The sequence below is a fragment of the Limnoglobus sp. genome (assembly GCF_059499385.1).
This window is the reverse complement of record NZ_JCABYM010000056.1, coordinates 33,612-50,492: the sequence shown is the minus strand read 5'-3', so window position 1 is coordinate 50,492 and position 16,881 is coordinate 33,612. Positions and strand designations below refer to the sequence as shown.

The window sequence follows — 16,881 nt, the reverse complement described above, 5'->3', positions numbered from 1 at the left end:
GGTGGGCAATGCCCGCCCTACTCTTGCGAAACCTTGTTCACTTCTTCCGTCAGGTTCTTGAACAGTTGCAGCAGGCTGCGGGTGATGATCTTGTCCTTCGGGATCAGCACCCCGCCGGTGATCGGGTGGCGGTAGTCGGCCACCGCCTCCTCGCCGATCAGCTCCAGAATCTCGTCCAGCTTCTCGATGAACAGGCCGGCCGGCAGCTCGATCGTCACGCCGTCCGCCAGCACCCGGCACTGGCACGCCAGCCGCGTCGATTCGTCCGCCCCGACGATCAGCGAGAGCGTCTTCATCTCCTGCGGCGTCTTCGGCGAGAGGGCGGTCGGCGACCCCTTCACCTTCACCTGGCACGTCGCGCAAATCCCCCGGCCGCGGCAGACGGAGCGGATTTGCACCGCGTTCGCCAGCAGCGTGACGAGCAGGTTCGCGCCGGGGTCCACGTCTACGGCCTTGTTGATCGGGAACAGTGCGAGTCGCATGGGCGGGTCACCTCTGGTCGTTCGTTACTCCGCCGGGCCGCCGAACCAGTTGCCGACGGTGTCGTCCACGACCGTCGGCTCCGGCTCGAAGGCGGTCTGCGACACGGCCATGCTCTTCGTGGCCTGGTGCGCTCCGCCGTCGTCCGGCAGGTCCAGGTCCACCTTCCCGCCGCCCACGTCCCACCCGCCGAGCATGTCCGTCTGCTCGAACTCCGGCTCGTCCTTGCCCAGGCTGACCGTGGCCATCCGCGGCGGCGGGGTGTGCGTCGCCCGCGTCGGCAGCAGGGTGCGGATGAACACGGTCCCGTCCGCGTGGTCGAACTGCAACTCGCCGCCCATGAGCTTCGCGATCCGGGCCGCGACCGCCAGGCCGAGCGGGAACCCGTCCGCCCCGGACGACGCGAGGGCCGTCGAGTGCATCCGGCCGAACGGCTCCTTCACGTCCGCCGCCAGCTCCGCCGGGACCGGCGGCCCCGGATACCGGACGATCAGCTCACTCTGCTCGGTCTGGCCGACGCCGCCGGTCCGCCGCTTCAGCTCGACCGCCACGGCTTTCTGCTCGACGACGTGGTTCGCGTGCATGAGCAACCCGGTGACGAGGGCGGACAGCCACTCCTCGTCCGCGACCAGCCACCCGCCGTCCCCCTTCACGTCGAGCGCGTTCGTCCGCTCGCGGAACATCGGCTGCACCTTCTCCGCGGCGGCGTCCGCCACGTCCCGCAGCCGGACCTCGATCGCGTCCTGGGTCGTCCCCTCGGACTTGTTCAACCGGCCGAGCCAGCCGAGGAGGGTGACGACGACCTCCTGCCGGCTCAGTTCCTCCAGGAGCCGGTTGACCTTCGGCAGGAACCGGTCCTTCTGGCCGGTCTGCTTGGCCGTCTGGGACAGCAGCCCGGCCTGCGTGCGGACGGCCTCGAGCGCCGGCGTCGCCTCGTTGTTCACCATCAGGCACAGGCGGTGGCCCACGTCCCGGCGGTGGCGGTGGCGGGCGGCCGCGGCCTCCCCGATCTCGGCCGCCGCGTCCCGCAGCTGCAGCACCTTGTACCCCTTGAGCAGCTTGCCCGTCGGAGCGAGGAGTTGTCGGACGGAGACGGGCGTGCCCTGGCCGTCGTCCGCCGCCGCAACGCAGTGCCCCGCCTTCGGCTGGTGGACCCACGCCAGGACCTGGTGCTTCGGCAGCGGGACCGGCGTGTCCGGGTCGCCCGCCGGACCCGCCGGCGGGTCCGCGAAGCAGTTCGCCAGCTGCGGGGTCTTCGGCACGTCCAGGTGCGGGAACAGCTTCGCGGCGGCCGCGTTCGCGTACGTGACGGTCAGCTTCTCGTCGCACACCAGCACGCCGTCCGGCAGCTCGTTCAGCATCGCGTGGAACGTCCGCACCCGGCGGAACGCATAGGCCATCATGTGCGCGGCGTGCCCGACGTTCGCCTCCAGCGCCTTCGTCCGCTCGGCCCACGGCGACACGAGGTTGAGCTTCGTCGGCGGCCGGCCGTTCTCCTCCACCATCGCCGTGGTCGCCGCCGTCAGTTGCTCGACGGCGTTCGAGAACTGGTGGTTACGCTCCAGCAGGCTGGCGTGGGTTTTCGTGAGCCGGTCCAGGATCACCCAAATGGCGTGGGCGATCTCACCCGTCCCGTCCGTCGGGCGGCCGGGCGTCGCCGGTTCCCCGCCCGCGTCGGGCACTTGTTGGAGCGCCTCGTCGGCGGCGACCCGTAACCGCTCGAACGGGACCGTCAGTGCGACGACGGCGACGGCCGCGGCCGCGCCCGCGGCGGCGGCGACGGCCGCCACGACCGTCGGCGGGGCGTTGAACCCGGCGAGGGCGGCGACGAGCACGAACGGCGGAATGACGGCGAGCAGCAGGCGGACGCGTAGGCGAAGGTTCATCGATGCTCCCATCGGGACGGCGGGCCAGGCGGGCCGGCGACGGGAGCACGCCCCCGATGGTCGCCGGCAAATCGTTCTTAACGACCCGATTACTTAGCCCACGAAATCGACACGGGAGCCGGATGCGGGGAAAATCCTAAAGATTTAGGCAATGTGCAAACGTCCGGTGTAAACCGGGAGAAGCGCCGAACGGAATTCGTGTTGATTATTTGTTCGATTCGGACGTTTTGCCGCGCCCGCGATGTTTTGCCGTTCTATCCTCGGACGTACCGTTCACCTTCGGAGGATCGCCCATGACGCTTCCCGACAAGCTCCGCCAGGCCATCGGCCAATTGCACACGTCCATCGAGGCCACGCCGCTCGCCACCGCCATGATCGGCGGGACGATCACCCGCGAGCAGTACGGGTTCTGGCTGACGCAGATGTTCCATTTACATTCGGCCGTCGAAGACCTGTTGGCCGCGAGCGTCGGGCTGGCGGCGATCTACGACCCGCGGACGATGACCCGGTCCGACGCGCTGCGGCGGGACGCCGCGGCGTTGGACCTGGACCTGTCGGACCCGCCGTGCGCCGCCGTCGAGACGCTGATCTGCGCGCTGTCGCAGACGACGAGCGTGCCGCCGTGGAACCTGGTCGGCGTGCTGTACGTGCTGGAGGGGTCGCGGATGGGGTCGCTGGCGCTGGCCCGGCCGGTGGCCCGCGCGCTGGGCGTGGACCCGCGGCCGGGGGCCGGGCTGGACTACCACGTCGAGGGGGCGGCGGACCGGCCGCGGACGTGGCAGGCATTCCGGGCGAAGCTGGCCGCGCTGCCTCTCTCGACCGGGGACGAGGCCGACGTGATTGCCGCGGCGGTGGTGACGATGCGACAACTCGCCGAGGTGTACTCGATGGAAGTCGCGGTCGCGGTCGGCGCTTGAAAGCCGTCCGCGGGCCGAGCGGGAAACTCGCCTCTCGTGGGGACAGGGCGGCGAACCGGCCGCCGACCCCGTCCACATGCACGCCGCGAGGTCTTCCCGGACATCGAGAAAACCCGACCGGAACTGTACGGTGAGCGACCAGGTCCGTCGGCAACGGCCTCGGTCGTCGGCTACTTCCCGAGTTCGTGGATCGTGTTGTGGACCACGCCGACCACCGCCCGGCCGTCGGTGCCCGTCAGCCGATACTTGATCTCCATGCCCCACGTCGGCGTCAGGTCGGGAATGTCCAGCCTGACCGTCTTGCCGTCCTCGCTCACGGTCGCCTTCGCCACCGCCAGCGGCTTCTCGCCGACGTGCTTCGACCCGTAGTTCTTCGTCCGCGTCAGTCCCCACGCCGTCACGTCGAAGTTCTTCCCGTCCACGGCTTTCGCATCCAGTGCGTCCGTGAACGTGAGTTCCACCGCCCCGGTCTTGGCTTTCAACCCGACGGGCAGGTCGGCCGGCTTGTCGGTGTACCGCACGCGGTAGAACCCGCCGGGGGCGGTCTGGTTGCCGGCCCAGGCGTACATGCCGCACGCGTACAGGCTGCCGTCGGTCGGGTGGAAGCGGGGCCGCATGACGCCGGTGGGGAACGTCGGCAGCGGCAGCGCGCACAGGCCGCCCTGGGCCTGGCCGTTCACCGTCTCGTGCGGGACGACGTAGATTTTGCCCATCCCGTAGGACGTGTTCAGCAGCGCCCCGGCGAGCGGCCCCCACGTTTTCTTCGGCACCCATATCAGTTCCGCCGGCGAGCGGTCGAACTCGTTGGTAACCCAGCAGAGCGGCTGCTTCATGGCCGCGTCGGACGTGTCGGTGACATCCGTGTAGCCGAACATGTTGCCGTAGAACCCGCCCTTCTCGACGCGGTTGATGCGGTTCTTCGGCGTCCAGAAGCCTTCCTGGTCGGTCACGAAGAACGTGCCGTCGGGGTTCAGGCAGACGCCGTTCGCGGCGCGGAAGCCGGTCGCCAGAATCTCCGTCGTACTTCCGTCCTTGCCCACCTTCAGGAGCGTGCCGTGCTGCGGCACGAGCGCGGGCAGGGCGTGCCGGCCGCTCTTGGCGTAGTAGAAGTTCCCGTCCGCGTCGGTCTGCAGCCCCATCGCGAACTCGTGGAAGTGCTCCGTCACCTGGTGGTCGTTGTTGAAGCACTCGTAGAAGTCGGTCTCGCCGTCGCCGTTCCGGTCGTGCAGCTGCACGATCTGATCGCGGCAGCCCACGAAGATGCCCCCGGCGCGGACTTTCAACCCGAGCGGTTGGAACAGCCCCGACGCGATGCGCTGCCACGTCAGGCCCGCGTCCGGCTCCTCGATGCCCGTCACCAGCCACACGTCGCCGTCCCACGTGCAGACCGCCATCCGCCGGCCGTCGGGCAGGAAGTCGAACCCGGTCAGCCGCAGGAGCGCGTTCCACGGGTTGCGGTCCGGCAGGCCGAACGTGTCGGCGGCGAACGGGCCGTCGCCCTTGCCGGGGACGACGGTTGTTTTCAGCACCTCGGGCCACCGCTTCGGCCCGCCCGCGGTGAGCGGCTTCAACGGGATCGGGGCGGGCGTGATCGTGGCGAACGCGGTCGGCGCTTTCGCGATCAGCACCTTCACCCGCGTGGGCGTGGCGGCCGCCGGGATGGTGAGCACGTGGAAGCCGTCCCGCTTCGCCACTGACACCCTGCTGTCACCGACGACGGCGGCGGCCGCCGCGGCCGGGGCGACGCGGGCGTGCAGGTCGCGGGAGGACTTGCCCACCTCCAGCGTGCGGGTGAACACCGTCCCTGCCTGGCCGTCCGCCTCCGCCCCTTCCAGTTCGAGGACCGCCGCGTCGCCAACGGTGTACGCGATCACCGTCCGGTCGCCGTAGGCGTACGTGCCGTTGAACCGCGCCCACGCCCGCGGGAGGGGGCCGTAGGGCCGCCCGTCGCGGCCGCGGGAGCGGGGGTCGTTGAAGCGGCCCGTCTCGGGGTCGGCCCAGCCCGGCCCGACCGGGTTGGCCACGTGAACGTCGCCGGCCAGCTTCGGGTGAACCTGGTGCTGGCCGTTGAAGTGGATGCCCTTCCAGTCGATGAATCCGTCGCCGGTCCAGCCGGCCGCGAACCGCAGAGTGTCGTGGTCGAACAGTGCCCAACTCTTGCCGCGGGACACGCCGCCGATGCCGGCGTCGAGCCGCACGGCGACGCCCTTGTACGCGATGTTCGGCCCCGGCCCGCCGACTTCGTAGGTGTTCATCAGACTGGGGCCGTAATCCATCGCCATCCACGGCTCGACGCTCGCCGGGGCCGGGCCGAACGCGTTCTTCTTGCCCGCGGGAAGCTTCGCGAGGTAGGCGGCGTCGGCCTTCACGTACTGCGTCGGGTTGTGCGGCTTCAGGTACGCCTCCCGCAGGTAGTGGACCACGTCGTACTTCTGCCGCGGGACCATCCACGTCTGCGGGGCCATCAGGTTGTAGCCGTGCGTGAGGGTGCGGTACAGGCCGTGCGGGTCGCCGCCGTTCTTGAAGGTATGCGCGGCGAACTTCGGCGACGTGGGCAGCGAGCCGGGCTGCGTGTGCGTGCCGTGGCAGTTGGCGCACACGCGGGCGTAGATCGCCTCCCCGCGCTTGAACGCCTTGTCGTCCAGGGCGCGAATCAACCCGGCGTGGTCGATCTCCTTCTCGTACTCGGGAACGGTGAAGGTCGTTACCGCGGGGCGGAGTTCCTTCGCCCGCCGCGGCCCGCCCTCGGCCACGTCGATCAGGTACTTCGCCAGGTCGAGGAACTGCTGGCGGTCGGAGAGCGCGTTCACCAACCCGTCGGGCATGACCGAGACCGTGCCGACGGTCCGCTTCTCGATGTCCGCAACCGCGACGGTCACTTTCTTCCCGCCGGCGGGGTCGAGCAGCGTGAGCGTGCCGGTCTTCTCCTCAACGAGCAAGCCGGTGACGACCTGCCCGTCCGCGGTGGTCACGGTCAGCGGCTCGTAGCCCTTCTTGATCGCCTTCGACGGCAGCAGCACCGACTCAATCAGGTACTCGGCGGTCGCTTCCTTCCCCGCCGCGGCGATGTCGGGTCCGAGGTGCGTGCCGGTTTCGGCGTCGTGACACTTCGCGCACGTCAGGAACGGCTGGAAGAACAGCACCGCCCCGCGGCCGGCGTCGCCCCGCTCGCGGGCCGCCTTCGCCAACGCCGCCGGCGACTCCTTCAGCAGCTCCTGCACGAGCGTCGGCGGTGCGGGGTCGGCGGCCGCCTGCCACAGCTTGCCGAGCAGCTCGTCCGCGTCCGGGTCGTGCTTCTTCAACTCGTCGCGGGTGAACGGGAAGAAGTCGTTGCGGCCGAAGTACGCCTCGGTCGCCTCCGCGAAGTACTCCATCGGGGTGGTCATCGCGTACGCCTTCTCGACCGCGTTCGGCCGGCCGTTGCCGAAGTGCCGCTCGACCTTGTCGTACTTGCCAGACTCCTTCGCCCGCGCGTAAGCGGCGGCGACCTCCGGGTTGCCGAACCCCTTCGGCAACTCGCGGTCGTGGTAGGCGTGGGCCAGTTCGTGCAGCACGAACCACGGCATCCGGTTCACTTCCTGCTGGTAGATGCGGACGTTGGTGAACTCGACCGCCTGGGCCATCGCCGGGTCGCGGCCGGTCTTCCGCAGCCAGTCCGCGCCGGGATGGTACTCGGCGGTCGGCCGGACGCCGGGGTACTCCGGGTTGAAGTAGAGCGGCACCTGTTGCAGTTTCGCCAACGCGGCCTTCGGCACCACCTTCGCAATGTCCTCCAACTGCCCGTCCAAAAGCTCCATCACCTTCGCCGTCGGCTTCGCGTCGGCGGCGAGCAGCTCGCGGTTGACGTGGACCGACCACCCGCGGACGGTCCGCGTCTCGTACACGGGGTCCGGGGCCGGGGCGTGCGGGGATTGCACGTTCAGTTGAAGGAACCGCGTCATCGCCTCCATCAGGTGTTGGTCGGTGTTGCGGCCTTCCTTGATGGCGTGCGTCCGGTTCGGGTACGGCAGCACGTCGAACCGCTTCCCCTTCGCGATCAGTTCCTCCATCAGCCGCTCGGTCCCCTGGTAGTGGCAGTTGTCGTCGCCGGTGCCGTGGACGAGCAACAGGTTGCCCCGCAGCTTGCCGGCGTGCGCGATCGGCGAGCCGTCGCGGTAGGCGGCCGCGTTGTCCGCCGGCAGCCCCATGTACCGCTCCTGGTAGATGGTGTCGTACAGCGTCTGGTCGGCGACCGGGGCGACGGCGATGGCGGTGCGGTACAGGTCCGGGTGGCGGAAGATGGCATTCAGGCTCATGCTGCCGCCGCCGCTCCACCCCCACGACCCCACACGCGTCGGATCGACGAACGGCCACCGCTTCAGCAGTTCGCGGACCGCGGCCGCCTGCTCGGCCGGGGCGACGGTGCCGATCTTGCGATGCACGGCCTTCCGCCACGCGCGGCCGCGGGGCACGTTCGTCCCGCGGTTGTCCACGCTCGCCACGACGAACCCCTGCTGGGCGAGCATCCAGTGCCACAGCCCGCGGGGGCCGGGCCACGCGTCCCGCACCGTCTGGCCGTGCGGCTCGCCGTACACGTGCATGAGCAGCGGCAGCTTCGCGGCCGGTTCGACCTTCGCCGGCTTCATGGCCCACCCGTCGAGGGTGACGCCGTTGCCGATCGGAACCTTCATGAACTCGATCTGCGGCCGCGTCAACGCGGCTAGCTTCTCCCGCAGCTTCCCGTTGTCGGTCAGCGTGCGGACGGCCGTGTTGTCACTCACCCTCACCAGCTCCGCCACCGGCGGGGTGGTGAAATTCGACCACGTGTGGACGGCCCACTTCGCGTCCGGGGAGAAGTCGTACTCGTGCCAGCCGATCAGCTTCTCGGAGGAAATCTGCTCGGTCTTGCTCCCGTCGAGTTTCACCCGGAACAGGCAGCGCTGGGTCGCGTTCTTCGGCGAGGCCGCGTAGTACAGCCACCCGCCCGCCTCGTCGAGGGCTTCCACCCCCATCACGTCGAAGTCGCCGCTCGTGACCGGCACGGCCGGCGAGCCGTCGAGGGGAACGCGGTACGCGTGCCGCCACCCGGACCGCTCGCTCAGCCAGAGCACGGCCTTCCCGCCGTCGAGCCACCGCCACGGGTTCTCGTTCTCCAGCCACGCCGCGTCCGTCTCCGCGAACACCTCGCTCGCCTTGCCGGTGGCCGGGTCGGCTCGCCACACCTTCAGTTCCGTTTGCGGGCGGTTGAACTGCTGGACCAGCACGCCCTTACCGTCCGGCGTCCAGTCGGCGTGCGGCAGGTAGTGTTCCCGCGGGTCGCCGGGCAGGTCGAGCCACCGCACCTTGCCGCCGGCGGCCGGGACCACGCCGAGCCGCGTGGCCGAGTTCCTCTCGCCCACCTTCGGGTACGCGAACGACGTGACCCGCGGCGACTTGCTGACGACGGTGTCCACCAGGTGGAACTCGGCCACGCCGGTGGTGTCGAACTGCCAGAACAGGACGTGCCGGCCGTCCGGGCTCCAGCGGAAGCAGTTCCGCAGGTCGAGTTCCTCCTCGTTCACCCAGTCGGACGTACCGTTAATGCGCGTCTTCGACCCGTCGGCGGTGAGCGGGGTGACCGTCAGGTCGTCCAGGGTCTGGACGTACAGGTTGTTGTCGCGGACGAACGCCACCCGCGTGCCGTCCGGCGAGAGGGTGGCGAACAGGAGCGACGCCGGGGCCGCGTCCCCGCCGAGCTTGCGGAGTTTCTTCGCCGCCACGTCGAGCACCCAGTAGTCGCCGCGGGTGTTCCGCCGCCACACCCGCTGGCCGTTCGTGAAAATCAGCAGCCGCGACTCGTCGGCCGAGAACTCGTAGCCCTCCACCGCGAGCGGTTCCTTCGCGCCGCCCGGCACGAACGCCGCGGCCGGGACGACGACCTCCTTCTTGCCGGTCGCCGGGTCGCGGCGGACCAACTCGCTCCCGGTGGCAGCCTTCTCCAGGGTGAAGTAGGCGGAGGTTCGCTTGCCCCACCGCCGGGCCGGGAGTTGTTCGGCGTCGAACTCCTTCGCCCCGAACAGCCGCCCGACGGTGAGGAGGGAATCGTCGGCGCGGGGCGTGCCGCACGCGGCGAGAGCCGTGACGATTGCGAGTGCCCATCGGATGGCCCGCCCGCGCGTTCGGTTCGCGTTCATTTCTTGTCCGGCTCGTAGGTAAAGGCGTGGTCGTCGGCGGGCCGCACCCACACGTTGCGGAACTTCACCGGGTTGCCGTGGTCCTGGAGGAACACCGGGCCGGTCATCGTCTTCTTCTGGCGGTCGCGGATCGCGTCCAGGTAGGGCGTGTTGCCGAACCGGAACGGGTGGAACGTCGATTTCGGCTCGCCGAACGCGGCGTCGTCCTGCACCTTCTTGCCGTTGAACCAGACCGTGGCGGTCCCCTTCTCGGCGATCTTGCCGGCGTCGTCCCGTCGGGGTGCGCGGTAGCGGATGTCGAACACCTGCCACTCGCCCGGCTTGCGGCAGGCGTTCTCGCTCGGGGCCGAGAACCCGTACACCGCGCCGGCGTCGTCCTGCGTCACCTTCCCCTTGCCGAACGAGTTCAGGATTTGGATCTCGTAGTGCCCGTGGACGTACACGCCGCTGTTCCCCGGCCCCTTCTCCGGCAGCAGGAACTCGACGTGGATGTCGGCGTCGCGGAAGTGTAGCTTCGAGACGATGTGGTTCTGGTTCTTCTTGTTCGACGTGGAGGTGATGACGCCGCCTTCCACCGGCCAGTCGATCTTCTCGCCGGCCATGCTGAGGAATGCGTGGTTGCCCTTGTCGTCGAGGAGCGCCGTCGCCCCCTTCGGGGGCGGGACGGGCAGCTTGCCCTGGTCCGGCTTGAAATCCGGGTCGGCCGCGAGGAGGGTCAGCGCGAGCAGAACGGCGGGGGTCATCCGGTCGCCTCCGGGGGTGAGCGGTCGGGCCGGGCCGTCAGTCGGCCCGCTTGTCCCAGGTGATTTCTACGTCGTTCTTCTGCCGCGGCCCCGGCGTGCTACGGCCGGCGGCCACGTACTTCTCCATCAGGGCCGCCAACTCCTTCACCCGCGCCGGTTCGGCCGCGTACCGATTGTTCTTCTGCGCGGGGTCGGTCGCGAGGTCGTACAGCTCGCCGGGGTCGGCGTGCGGCGCGTACCCGCGGTCCTTGCGGAACCAGTCCGGCTCACCCCTCTTGCCGTTGTCGTCGCCGGTCGGGGCGAGGATCAGCACCCAGTCGCCCTTGCGGACGGCGAACTTGCCCTGCGCGCTGTGATGCACCGTCGCCTCCCGCAGCGGGGCGGTTCGCTTCTCGCCGAGCAGAGCGGGCAGGACGCTCACGCTGTCCACCCCGGCGTCGGCGGGCAGCGTCACCCCGAGCAGTGCGGCCAACGTGGCCATCAGGTCAACGTGGCAAGTCGTCGCATCGCAGGTCGTACCGGCCTTGATCTTCCCCGGCCAGCGGGCGACGAACGGCACGCGGTGCCCGCCCTCCCAGGCGTCCCGCTTCGTGCCGCGGAGGTCGCCCATGCTGGCGTGCCCGAACTCCTTCAGCCGGTCGTAGGCCCCGTTCTTCACCTCGCCGGTGATCTCCGGGCCGTTGTCGCTGGTGAAGATGACGAGCGTGTTGTCCGCCACGCCCGCCGTCTTCAAGGCGTCGAGCACCCGTCCCACCACATGGTCCGTCTGCGCCACGAAGTCGCCGAAGTCGCCCGCCTTGCTCTTCCCCCGGAACGCGGCCGTCGGCACGACCGGGTAGTGCGGCGACGTGAGCGGCAGGTACAGAAAGAACGGCTTGCCGCCCGTCGCGGCTTTTTCGACGTACTCGACCGCGCGATTCTCCAACCCCGGCAGCACGTCCGCCAGTTTCCAGCCGGGCAGCATTGGGCCGGCGATGTTGAACGAGTCGCGGCCCACCGGTGCCGTTTCTGAGGGGATGCCGACGGTGCGGTCGTTCTCGATGAAGCAGTACGGCGGGTAGTTCGGCACGTCGGTGCCGAAGTACAGGTCGAACCCGCGGGCCGTCGGGCCGTCGGGGATCGCCTGCGTGAAGTCCCGCCGGCCGCCGTCGCCGGGCTTCGGCCAGCCCCAGCCGAGGTGCCACTTGCCGACGCACGCGGTGGCGTACCCCTGCCCGCGGAGCATCGCCGGGACGGTGAGCAGCTTCTCGGCGATGAGCGGTTGCGAGAACGGGCCGAGGACGCCCCGCTGCAACCGCGTCCGCCAGGCGTACCGGCCGGTGAGCAGGGCGTACCGGGTCGGCGTACACACGGCCGACGGCGAGTGCGCGTCCGTGAACCGCACGCCGTCCTTCGCCAGCCGGTCGATGTTCGGCGTGGGAATCTTCGACGCCGGGTTGTAGCAGCCGGCGTCGCCGTACCCGAGGTCGTCCGCCAGGATGTAGACGACGTTCGGCTTCGGCGGCCCGGCGGCCGGGAGGCCGGCGGCCGCGAGCAGCAACAGGCCGAGGGAGAGCGTGCGGGTCATTTCGTGTCGCCCTCCAGCAGGTCGGCCATCGCCCGGCCGAGGCGGAGGCCGGTTTCCAGGTACGTCTCGGCGTTCCGGTTGTAATGGTAGCCCTGGTTCTTGGGCGACACGTCGGCCGCCCGCCACAAGTCGCGGGTGTCCACCGCCTTCACGTTGCCGTCGAACTTCGGGTACTTCTTGGCGTCGTTCATCGCGAGCTGCGCCTCGGCGATCTGCTTGCCCGTTCCCTCCGTGCCGGGGTTGCCGCACCCCGTCGCCAGGACGAACTTCGCCTTCGGCGCGGCGTAGTCCTTCCGCAGGCTCTCGATCAGCCGCCCCAGGTTCTCCTCGTACTTGCCCGCGTGGGCCTTGTTGCCGGTGTCCTTGTGCCCCTGCCAGTACACGAACCCGGCGATCTCGAACCCCTGATCCTTGTAGCCGGGGTAAATCTTGGCGAGGTCCTTGAGCGCCGCCTTCGCGTTCGCCATGTCGTCGTCGTACTGCTTGCCGGCGTACCAGTTCACCTCCTTCTTGGGCTGCCCCTCCACCCACGCGTCGGGCGTGTCCTTGTACCCGGCGTAGGTCTTGCCTTCAAAGGTGTACTGCTTGCTGCCGGGCGGGAGCAGGTCCCAGCCGAGGCTGCGGTTGCCGATGCACGACTTCAGCACCAGGACGGGTTCGTCCAGCACGTGGCCCATGACGTACCCGAACCCGACCTCCGGGCCGATGGCCTTGCCGTTGTTCGCGGTCGGGCCGAGCGGGGCCCCCTTCTTGACGCGGGCGTCGTAGTAGAACACGTCCGCCCGGACGGTCCACGCGTCGCCGTCCACCAGCCACGGGTACTTCTTCTCCACCCTCGTCAGGTAGGTGAGCGTTCCCTTGGCCGTCTCCGGGCCGATGTCGCCCATGCCGACCATGTTCGACTGCCCCATCAGGATGAACACTTTCACCGGCTTGCCGGCGGCCCCCGGCTTGCCGTCCGGCCTCAGGTCCACGTCGGGCGTCTTCTGGGCGGAGGCGACGCCGGCCACGGCGAGCGCGGCGATGAGGCAACACAGGCGGGGCATGTTTATTTCTCCTCGGGTTTGGCCTGGCGGGTGACGATCGGCACGTAGCCGATTTCCAGGCCCTTCGGCGGGGTGACGAGGACGGCCGGGTCGAGGTCGGCCAAACGGCCGACGGTCGGCAGCGGTAAGTACTCCTTGTCCTTCGTCCACTTCTTGTGCAGCAGCTCGACGCGCTTCTGAAGGGCTTCGCGCTCGGCGGCGGTCAGGTCGGCGTTCAATAACGCGGGCTGGTCGGCGAAGCGATACCAGAAGTACGTGACGACGCTGCCGTCGCCGAGCTTCGCCTCGAACGGCCCGGCCGCCGGCCCCGGCTTCTTCCACGAACCGTCCGCATCGTCCGGCGTGACGTAGGGCTGCGGCTTGGCCGTCCGCTTCCGCGGGAACTCGACGTTCGCCAGCCCCGTTTCGGCCGGCACGTCCTTCGCGGTCACCACCGCCCACTGCTCCTTGTCCTTCTTGTCCTTCGTCAGGCGGTAGTATTCGGGCAGGGTGATCGTGCCGCCGTCCTTCGTCACCGCGTCCTTGTTCCACTTGTACCCGTAGGTCGTGTCGTCGAGCGCGGCGGGCGTGGCGAACGAACCCCACGCGAGCGGCACCCTCTTGTCCCGCTCGGCGTTCGGCGGGTAGATCCGCCACGTCGCCCCGCCCTTGCTCTCGAACGTGTGGACGGCGGCCGCCGTCGGGTCGATCCGCCCCGACGCCTCCTTCCCGCCGTCGAACCACGCCTTCACGCCGGCCCAGAGGGCTTCTTTCTTGTACGCGGTGATGCGGTGGATGAGCGGCGCGTCGCCGCCTGGACTCGCCGGGAATCGCGTGGGGGCGACGCGGGCGTAGGCGTCGCCCTTCGCGTCCGTGCCGATGTACGCCGGCACGTGCTGCGTCTCCATCTGCACCGCCTTGTTCGGCTCGGACGGTCGGGCGTCGATGAACATCCCGGCCAGGTCCGGCCTCTCGACCGTCGGCTTCGACCAGAAGTACGGCACGAAGAACGTCGCCGGCCCCTTGAAGTTGCCGGCGTTCAGGAACAGCGTCCAGCACTGGTCGCCGGTCGGCACGTCCTTCCCGGCGGTCGTCGGCTTGGCGGCCGCGAGCGGCAGCGGCAGGTAGCCATACCCGAACAACTCGCCGGACGTGCCCTGTTTCAGGTTCAGGCCGTCCGGCGGCCACAGCACCCACGGGCTGAGCTGGGCCACCGCGTACTTGCCGTTCGGCTTCTTCCAGTCGCGGCCCTTGCCCGCGCCGGGGCCGTTCGCCCACTCGACGAAGTTAAGCGCCACCCCGCCCATGATGAACTTCGGCGTCTCGGTGGCGAACCGGGTGTCCCGCCACCAGCCGAGGCCGCCCTCGATGTCCGAGTACGCCTTCTCCGGCTTCTTCCCGTCGTACTGGGCGAACATCCAGGTGCCGAACAGCCCGCTCTGGAAGTCCTGGCCGGGGTAGTTCTTCAGCAGCGGCCACGCGGCCACGTACAGGGAGAACCCGCCGTTGAACTCCTTGCTCACTTTCGAGTGCGGGACGAGCAGGTAGCCGGCCATCTCGGCCGCGACGGGCGGCTTGTCGGGCAATTTCGCCGGCCCCTTCTCCGGCCGCCGTTCGGGTTCCAGCAGCGCGTCGGCGAACGCCTTGCCGACGGGGGCGAGGATCTTCGCGGCCCCCAGGTAGTGGTAGCCGCCGTTCGACACGCCCGCCTTCAGCCGCTTCGCCTCCGCCGGCGTGAAGGCGGCGGCGACGGCCTTGTCGCGGGCCGCGTCCTTGGCCGCGCGGGTCAGCGTCGGGTCCTTCTTGAAGTCCGCGTTCAGTTTGTCGTTCAGCTTGTCCATCCGCTGCTTGAGCGCGTCCAGGTCGTCGTCCCAGAACTCCGCCGTCTCCACCACCTTCACGTTGCCCTTGAACTCGGGGAGCGACGCCGGCTTCCGCTGGGCGGCGCGGAAGTTCGCCATCGGCGGCCTCTTCCCCTTCTCCACGCCGTCGATGCCCATCACGCCGACGACGAACGGCAGCTTCGGGGCGTTCAAATCCGTCCGCACGTCGCGGATGAAGTGCCCCAACAGGTCGGCGTACAGGTCGTACCCGCCGGGCTTCATCCGGTCGGGGTACACGCCGCCATCGACGTAGTCGTTGAACCCCTGGAACCACACGAACCCGGCCAGTTCGTACCCCCGCTTCTCGTCGTGGGCCGGCACGACCCGCTTGATGTCCTGGAGCACCTTCCGCACGTGCGCGATCATCTCGCGGTAGTACACGCCCGTCGCCTTCACCTTCTCGGCCTTCAGCTTCTCGATGTCGTCGCCCCGCTTCTTCCGCCGGTCCAGCTCCGCCGCGTTCCACTCGAACGCCCCGCCGCTCGGCGGGCGGAAGTCGGTGTGCAGGCTCCGCCCGCCCCACGAGGTCTTGATGAGGAGCACAGGCTCCTTCAGCCGCTCCTCCATCGTGAGGCCGAACAGGTACTCCGGGCCGATGCGGTTCCCTTGCACGCCGAACGCGCCGTACCCGACGGTCAGCTTGCCGGTCTGCTCGCGGAGGTCGGTGTAGGCGTCGCCCTGGCACCCCACCGACGTGATCCACACCCGCTCGCACGCCCGCGGCTTGCCGTCCGGGCCGCGCATCGCCTCGAGCAGCGGGGCCGTCTTCGGGTCGTCGGCCAGGCTGTCGAAGGTGGAAATGTTGGCGTGCCCCTGCATGTTCGACTGGCCGGCCAGGATGAACACCTTGAGCGGCTTGTCGGCCGCGGCCGCGGGAACGGCCAGCGCGAGGAGCGCGACGACGGCGGCACGAATCCGGGGACATCTCATGCGGCACCACGGGCGGGCGGGATTCGACGGGTATCGGGCGGGATTGCCGTACCCATCTTGACAGACCCGAGTATTGTTCCGAGGAAAAAGAATAACGAATCTCGGAACGGCACTCATGGCCCGTCGCCCGCCCCGTGTGGCCCTCATGCTCGACCTCCAGTGGCCGTACAAGCGGCACTCCGAGGTTTTCGCCGGGGTGCAGCGGTACGCCGAGGGGCACGGCTGGGTGTCGATCATCGACGAGTTCGCCCACGACACCTTGCGGCGGAACCGCGGGGCCGAACGGTACGACGGCGTTATCGCGCGGGCGAACCACCCGCTCGCCCGGGTGGCGGCGCGGGCGGGCGTCCCGGCGGTGAACGTGTGGCCGAGTTCGCCCGCCCGGCACCTGCTGCCGGGCGTGTTCCCCGACTCGACCGAGGCCGGCCGGCTGGTCGCCGAGCACCTGCTGGCCCGCGGCTTCCGCACGTTCGCCACCCTCACCTCGCCGAAGAACGTGGACAACGAGCTGGAGGTGCGGGAGTTCACCCGCCTCGTCCGCGGGGCCGGGTTCGGGTGCGCGTCGGCGGTCGTCCCGCAGGACCCGTACCGCGACCTCGCCCACTGGCGGAAGACGGTGCAACTCCTCGACCGCGCCATGCGCGGGTGGGTGCCGCCGGTCGGGGTGTACGTCGGCCAGGAGGTGTGCGGGCGGCTCGTGGTACAGGCGGGGCACCGCCGCGGGTGGCGCGTCCCGGACGACATGGCGATCGTGGCCGGGAAGAACGAGGAGGCGCTGTGCGAGCAGCCCCGCCCGTCGCTCACGAGCGTCGAGATCGGGTACGACCGCATCGGGTACGCGGCGGCCGAACTGCTCGACCGGCTGATGGCCGGCGGCGCGGCCCCGCCCGGCCCCGTCCGCCTCCCGCCGCGCGGCCTGGTCGTCCGCGAATCGACCGACTTCTTCGCCGTGGACGACCCGACCGTGGCGGCGGCGCTGGCGTACATCTCGGCGAACAGCCACCGCCGCATCGGGCCGGACGACGTGGCGGCGGCCGTGGGGGCCGAGACGCGGACGCTCCAGAACTACTTCCGGAAGGCGATCCAGCGGCCGGTCGCCACCGAGATCCGCCGCGTCCGGCTCGAACGGGCGAAGCGGGAGCTGGCCCGGAGCGACCGGCCCCTCGACGCCGTCGCCCGCGATGTCGGGTTCGGCAACGTCCAGCGGCTGTACGAGGTGTTCCGCCGGGAACTGGGCGTCCCCCCCGGCGAGTACCGCCGCCAACGGCAATCGAGAGGCGGCCCGTAAGCCCGTGCGG

At 69.7% G+C, this 16,881-nt stretch carries 9 protein-coding genes; 2 read left to right on the top strand and 7 right to left on the bottom strand.

All coding sequences use genetic code 11. The annotated features are described in order from the left end of the window. Positions 1-17 precede the first annotated feature (17 nt). Together AC5JJ2_RS10855 and AC5JJ2_RS10850 are read right to left on the bottom strand one after the other, a co-directional pair. The gene (locus AC5JJ2_RS10855; RefSeq protein ID WP_495858004.1) at positions 18-482 is read right to left on the bottom strand and encodes a 2Fe-2S iron-sulfur cluster-binding protein; all 465 of its coding nucleotides are present in this window, start codon (positions 480-482) and stop codon (positions 18-20) included. Between the two features lie 24 nt (positions 483-506). Next, a complete protein-coding gene (locus AC5JJ2_RS10850; RefSeq protein ID WP_495858003.1) occupies positions 507-2,366 on the bottom strand; it encodes a PAS domain-containing sensor histidine kinase in 1,860 nt (619 codons plus the stop codon). A gap of 293 nt (positions 2,367-2,659) precedes the next feature. On the opposite strand from AC5JJ2_RS10850, the gene AC5JJ2_RS10845 reads away from it, so the two are divergent. Continuing rightward, positions 2,660-3,283, top strand: coding sequence for a biliverdin-producing heme oxygenase (locus tag AC5JJ2_RS10845; RefSeq protein WP_495858002.1), 624 nt, complete (start codon positions 2,660-2,662; stop codon positions 3,281-3,283). Between the two features lie 170 nt (positions 3,284-3,453). Here the strand turns inward: AC5JJ2_RS10845 and AC5JJ2_RS10840 are convergent, their stop codons facing one another. From AC5JJ2_RS10840 to AC5JJ2_RS10820, 5 genes are read right to left on the bottom strand one after another with little or no spacing between them, the layout of a single operon-like run. Then, positions 3,454-9,435 (bottom strand): DPP IV N-terminal domain-containing protein, encoded by a 5,982-nt coding sequence (locus AC5JJ2_RS10840; protein ID WP_495858001.1) that lies wholly within the window; start codon positions 9,433-9,435, stop codon positions 3,454-3,456. Then, the gene (locus AC5JJ2_RS10835) at positions 9,432-10,178 is read right to left on the bottom strand and encodes a 3-keto-disaccharide hydrolase (protein WP_495858000.1); all 747 of its coding nucleotides are present in this window, start codon (positions 10,176-10,178) and stop codon (positions 9,432-9,434) included. Before AC5JJ2_RS10835 ends, AC5JJ2_RS10840 begins: the two co-directional genes overlap by 4 nt. A gap of 37 nt (positions 10,179-10,215) precedes the next feature. Further along, complete coding sequence (locus AC5JJ2_RS10830; RefSeq protein WP_495857999.1) at positions 10,216-11,745, bottom strand: sulfatase family protein; 1,530 nt, start codon at positions 11,743-11,745, stop codon at positions 10,216-10,218. Continuing rightward, on the bottom strand, positions 11,742-12,791 hold the full coding sequence (locus tag AC5JJ2_RS10825; protein WP_495857998.1) for a sialate O-acetylesterase: 1,050 nt from the start codon (positions 12,789-12,791) through the stop codon (positions 11,742-11,744). Before AC5JJ2_RS10825 ends, AC5JJ2_RS10830 begins: the two co-directional genes overlap by 4 nt. A 2-nt stretch (positions 12,792-12,793) precedes the next feature. Beyond that, on the bottom strand, positions 12,794-15,583 hold the full coding sequence (locus AC5JJ2_RS10820) for a sialate O-acetylesterase (RefSeq protein ID WP_495857997.1): 2,790 nt from the start codon (positions 15,581-15,583) through the stop codon (positions 12,794-12,796). 115 nt (positions 15,584-15,698) lie between these two features. Here AC5JJ2_RS10820 and AC5JJ2_RS10815 point away from each other — a divergent pair, with 115 nt between their 5' ends. Then, positions 15,699-16,871 (top strand): substrate-binding domain-containing protein, encoded by a 1,173-nt coding sequence (locus AC5JJ2_RS10815; RefSeq protein WP_495857996.1) that lies wholly within the window; start codon positions 15,699-15,701, stop codon positions 16,869-16,871. Positions 16,872-16,881: the final 10 nt, after the last annotated feature.